Origin of the sequence: Schleiferilactobacillus shenzhenensis LY-73 (assembly GCF_000469325.1) — a bacterium.
In the GTDB taxonomy this organism is placed as follows: Bacteria; Bacillota; Bacilli; order Lactobacillales; family Lactobacillaceae; genus Schleiferilactobacillus; species Schleiferilactobacillus shenzhenensis.
Window position 1 is genome coordinate 50,058 of the sequence record NZ_KI271587.1, and the last position, 5,450, is coordinate 55,507.

The following is a 5,450-nucleotide window of genomic DNA, read 5'->3' on the forward strand; positions in this document are numbered from 1 at the left end:
TCGCGACCAATCTAAATACCCTCCGTTCACTGGCATTCAGTCAACGGAGGGTATTTTGTACACCGTCTTTTCTCACCACTGATCCGTTTCTTCCTGGTATTGCGCCACCGCCCAACGACTGTGGACATAGGCGCTGCGGAGGTCGCTGATGTGCTTGCTGTCGGCCTTGGACTGGTCCAGAAGGTCTTGGGCAACCTTGATGCGGCGGCGCAGGGCGGCGGCGCCGGGGGCCAGAGGGTCGGCAGCTTGGTGGGTGAGGGCCGCGAGCTGGCTTTGGAGCGCGGTGACTCGGCCTTGGAAGGCGTTGGCCGCCTGCTCGAGGCGCCGCAGGTCGGCCTTGAGCGGAGCAGTGGCGGCGTCGATGCGGATGAAGTCAGCGTAAGGCATGTCTCCCTTGAGCTGGTTGCACTCGCTGCAAGCCAGCGTCAGGTTGGCGATGGTGTTGTCGGCGCTGACGCTGACCGGGTCCATGTGGTCCACACTGTTGCCATAACGGCCGCAATACTGGCAGATATGGTGATAGTGCTCGCGAATATATTGGCGGGTGGTCAGGTCCAGCGTGTTTTGGTTGAACAGCTTCTGGACCGGATAGCCCCAGGCGGCCAGAACGGTCGGCAGGTCGCCGCTGGGCCACTCATCCGGCGGGGTGTGGAGCATCTGCCAGAGCTGGTCAGAAAAGTCCGCCGGTGAAATGGCCGCCGCCACTGCCGGCGGGGCCACTGCAAAACTGTCGGCGATGCCTTCCGCCTGGCGCCGGGCCGTTTTGGTCAAGGTCAGCGGCTGACCCGTGGTTTGCTCGGCGCCGGTGTAAGTCAGACCGGTGCCTTGGCTAAACAGTTGGCTGGCCGGATTGGCAAAGTCCCCGGCGGCCACCCCGTGGGCACGGCACATGGCGCAGATGCTGGCTGCTTGGCTATCTGTCACAAAGGCACTGCTCTCCCAGCGCAGCGTACAGTGGGCACAGGTCCATTTCACAGCGCCTTCGCCTCGATTTCATCACTCGTGGGATAGTGCAGGCGGCTGCGGCCGTCCCCTTCCGTTTCCACCCACAACTGGTCGGGGATCTGCTGACGCAGTTCCCGCACGTGGGAAATAATACCGATGATCCGCTGCTGACCTTCGATGGATTGCAGCGCGTCGATGGCCCCAGCCAGGGCGTCTTCGTCCAGTGAGCCGAAGCCTTCATCGACGAACAGAGCATTGATCTGGATGCCGCCGCTCTCGTTTTGGACCACTTCACCGAGTGCAAGTGCCAGACTCAGCGCCGTGAGGAAGCTCTCGCCGCCGGACAGCGTATGCACCGACCGGGTGGCGCCCACGTTGTCGTCGAAAACATCCAGCTCGAGGCCGGTATTCGTGGCGTAAGCCCCGTTTTCTTTATGCAGCTGCAGCTCGTAGCGGCCGTTGGTCAGCCGGTCCAAGCGGCTGTTGGCAATACGCAGGACTTCCTGCAAGTAAGCCCGCAGGACATAGCGCTCCAGACTCAGCTTGATAGCCCCCTTGCCATTCACCGTCTCGCTCAGCTGGGCCCATTCCCGGGCGATAGCCGCTTGGTCGGCTTGGTCCTTGACCAGCCGGGCCATTTCTTTCTCCGCCTTCAGCGTCTGAGCGGCCGCTGCTTGGGCGGTGAAGAAGGCCTGGTTGGCGGTATTCGCGTCGGCCTGCAGAGTTGCCACAGCGGCCTGCAGTGCAGCCACATCCGGGGCCGGCTGGCCGTTGATCGCGGCTTCTACCTGGACCAGTTGGGCCGCCACGGTGGTCATCTGGGTCTGATACTCGTCCCGCTGCTGGCGCAGCGCCGGCAGCTGTTTCAGCGCGGCGAAGAGCGCCGGCAGGTCGGCGGCGGCGATGGTGGGTGTATGGTCCGCCAGCGCGACGGTCAGCTGCTGCTGGTCGTCTGTGAGTTGGGCCTGGGCCGCCGCCTGGTCATGCTGGGCAGCCGCGATGCGGGTAGTCAACGTGGTCACTTGGGTCTGCTGCTGCTCCTTGGCCTGCTGGGCCGCGGTCTGAGCCTTCTGCTGGGCCTGAACCTGAGCGGTCAGCTGGGCAATAGCCGCTTGCAGGGCCGCCGCCGTCGGGTAGTCCGCCGGTAATTGGGCCTGAGCATCGGCGGCCGTCGTCTGGGCTTGGGCCGCCGCCTTATCAGCGGCGTTCGCCTGGTCTTGGGCCGTGGTGACGGCCTTCTGCTGCTGATCGATCGCCGGTTGCAAGCGAGCGGCCGCCGCAGCGGCTTGGGTCGCCATCTTCAGAGCGGTTTGGTTGGCCCGCTGAGCAGCCGTGATCGTCGTCCGCTGCTGGGCCAGCCGCTGCTGCTCGGCCGTCAGCGCAGCCGGCCAATCCGTGGGTACGTCCGCTTCCGGCTGATACGTCTGCCACGCGGCCTGCAGCTGACTGGCCGCCTTTTGCAGCTGGGTCATCCCCTGCTGCTGTTCACTGGCGAGGGCCGCCTGCCGCTGACTGGCCTTTTGCCAAGCTTGCTCGGCAGCGTCCCGCTGGGCATCGGTGACCGTCACGGTGACGGTACTCACTGCGGGCTCTGGGTGGTCCAGACTGCCGCAGACCGGGCACGGCTGGCCGGGCAGCAGGTCCTGGCTGAGCCGGGCAATTTGGCCGGCTGCCCAATCGCTCTTTGTCTGCTGATAAGCGGCGGCTAATTCTTGGGCCTTTTTCGCGGCAGCGGCTGCTTTGTTGCTCACCGCTGCCACGGCATCAGCGGCCTGCTGCCAAGCCTGCCATTGGGCGGTGACGGTATGCAAGTGTTCTTCCGCTAATGCCGCGTCGTGCTTTTGCTGGTCCAGCTGGTTTTGCTGGGTCAGCAGAGCGGACTGCTGGGCCGCTGCCGCTTGGGCTTTTTGCAGCGCCGCCTGCTGCTCCGCCAGGGCCGCGGTCTGCTCCTTGACGGCCGCTTGGGCTTTTTGCAGCAACCGGTCGGCGGCCGCCGCCTGCTTCTTGGCGGCCGCCACTTTGGCAAACTGGGGCAGTAAATCAGTCAGCTTGGCGGCTTGTTCCCGAGCCTGGTCAACCGCCGGCTGCTGCTTCACCAGATCTGCCAGCTGCTGTTCGGCGGCCTGCAAGGCCTGCTGGGCCGTCGCCAGCTGGGCCCGGCTCGCGGTTTCAGTCTGCTGCGCCTCAGCTAGCCGGGTCTGCCGGTCGCTGATCCGCTGCTGCAAGGGCAGAAGCGTTTGGCTGAACTCCAGCTGGCTGATCTGCTGGGTCAGCGCCGTCATGTCATCCCTTTGCTCCGCCAGCGCCGCCTGCCGGGTCCGCAGGGCCGCCGCACTCTGCCGCTGCTTCGCCAGTTCCTGACCGGCGTGCAGCGTGTCCTGACTCGCCGCCAACTTCTTCTGGGCGGCCTGCTGGGCCGTCTGGGCCGCCTGTACCTCAGCCTGCTGCTGGGAATGGAGCGTTTCTAAGAACTGCCCCCACTGCGCCTGATAATTCAGCGGGCTCGTCAAATAAGGCGTCACTTCTTCCGTCATCGTCTCCGGCCAGGGCAGCTGCTGGAGCAGGCTGCTCAGCTGTTCGTCCACGCGGCTGGCGGCGTTTTGGGCCGCCTTGGCGTGCTGGCTGATGACGTCGCCCCAGCGGCGGTACTTGGCGGTGCCGAACAACTGGCGCAGGACGCCCTCTTTCTCGTTACTGTCAGCGTTGAGAAACTTGCGGAATTCTCCCTGGGGCAGCAGCACGATCTGAGTGAACTGCTCTGCCGTCAGCCCCAGCAAATCACGCAGGTGGTCATCCACAGAACGGGTCTTGGTGTATTCATGGAGCTGTTTCTTACCCTTGAAGACCGCCAGCTTGGCCGTGGCATTGTATTCTTTATACCCTTCCCCACGCTTCTTCTTCAGCCGCTGCTTCGGTTCCCGGCTGAGGACATAAGTCAGCTCGTCTTGGGTGAAGGTAAAGGTTACCCGGGACGGTTCAGTCTCGTCGGCAAAATTGCTGCGCAAAGATGCCCCTTCCCGCTCGCCGGCATCCACACTGGCGTCACCGTAGAGAGCGAAGCGCATGGCATCGAATAAGGTCGACTTACCGCTGCCGGTCTTGCCGCTGATCAGAAACAGCGGCACTTCTGCAAACCGGGTGAAATCCAGGGTCTCATCCACATATGGTCCAAAGTTACGGACCACGATCGTCTTCGGGATCATTCTTGTGCCTCCATTTCTGCCCAGGTCTGCTTCAGCCATTCCGTCTGCCGGTCCGTCAGAGGTGTCTCCTGCATCTCCGTGTAGAAATCCGCCGCCAGCTTCTGGGGATCCAGGTGGCGCTGCACGGTCAGGACCGGCGCTTCATCATCCCGCGCCCGGCCATGGGCCCGCTTGATCTCCAGAATATGCGGGTACTGCCCCCGCAGGATCTGCATCACATTGGGAATCACCTGGGTATCGGTCAGGGTAATGGCCAGGTAGTCGTCCTGAGCATCCGGCGGTAAGAAATCCGGCTTCGTCAGGTCCGCGAAGCTGGCCGTGATCGCCTGCAAGTCGTGGGGCGACGTCAGCGGCCGCCATTCAACGGTTCCGGCGGTGGTGTCCACGATCCAGACCCCTTTCTCATCGCCGGCTTCGGAAGCGGAGAACTTCAGCGGCGAGCCGCTATATCGGACTTTCTCATCATGCAAGGCGTGGTGGCTGTGGAGGTGGCCCAGGGCGACGTAATCGAAGACCTGGAGCAGATCCACGGGGACAGCGTCCAAGCCGCCCACTTTACTGGTCGTCTCCGAATCCGTCTGACTGGCGCCGGCCGCGAAGAGATGGGCGACCAGGACGTGCTTCTTGTCCGGGGCAAACTTGGCCTGCATCGCCTGGACGATGGCGGCCATGGCCAGCGGCACGGTGGTCAAACTGTCGTCGGCGAAGTACTGGCGGGCAGCAAACGGCTGCCAAAACGGCAGCAGGAAAAACTGGGTGTCCCCCAGCGTAACCGGTTCGTCGATGGCCTGGGCCAGTGCGGTGTGCAGGTAGTAGTGCGTTGCCTTAAACCAGGGGGACCCGGTCCCCAGCCGCACCGGGCTGTCATGGTTGCCGCTGATCACCAGTAGCGGCAGCTGGTCGGTCAGGTTCAGCGTCTGGATCATCCCGTTGACCGCCTCCACCGACTCTTCGTTGGCCAGCGCCCGGTCGTACACGTCCCCGGCGATGACCAGGGCATCGACGTGTTCGCTGCGGGCCACATCCCGAATCTGTTCGAACACCGCCTGCTGATCCGCCAGCAGGTCGAAGCTGTTCAGCCGCTTGCCGATGTGCCAATCGGCCGTATGCAAGAAGCGCATCACCATCACCATCCTTTTCGTCATGTTTCCAGTATAACAAGAAAGGCTATCTTCGAACATCTGTTCCAACTGATATTTTTGCTCTCCTGAGGACGTGCCAAAGCTCCGCAAGCTCCGGAAAAATGGGCTGGAACGTGGTGGGCACGGCTTGAAGACTTTTAGCAAAGACCGCTAAAAGTCT

At 63.2% G+C, this 5,450-nt stretch carries 3 protein-coding genes; all 3 read right to left on the bottom strand.

All coding sequences use genetic code 11. The features are described from left to right. Positions 1–72 precede the first annotated feature (72 nt). The 3 genes from L248_RS06415 to L248_RS06425 are packed head-to-tail and all read right to left on the bottom strand — an operon-like array spanning position 73 to position 5,269. On the bottom strand, positions 73–924 hold the full coding sequence (locus L248_RS06415) for an HNH endonuclease (protein WP_155828582.1): 852 nt from the start codon (positions 922–924) through the stop codon (positions 73–75). 47 nt (positions 925–971) lie between these two features. Then, a complete protein-coding gene (locus tag L248_RS15120) occupies positions 972–4,148 on the bottom strand; it encodes an AAA family ATPase (RefSeq protein ID WP_022529327.1) in 3,177 nt (1,058 codons plus the stop codon). Further along, on the bottom strand, positions 4,145–5,269 hold the full coding sequence (locus tag L248_RS06425) for an exonuclease SbcCD subunit D (RefSeq protein WP_040535302.1): 1,125 nt from the start codon (positions 5,267–5,269) through the stop codon (positions 4,145–4,147). Before L248_RS06425 ends, L248_RS15120 begins: the two co-directional genes overlap by 4 nt. Positions 5,270–5,450: the final 181 nt, after the last annotated feature.

Excerpts from the sequence above, each read along its gene's own strand:
- L248_RS06425 (WP_040535302.1), bottom strand. The coding sequence starts at position 5,269 with ATGCGCTTCTTGCATACGGCCGATTGGCACATCGGCAAGCGGCTGAAC.
- L248_RS15120 (WP_022529327.1), bottom strand. The coding sequence starts at position 4,148 with ATGATCCCGAAGACGATCGTGGTCCGTAACTTTGGACCATATGTGGAT.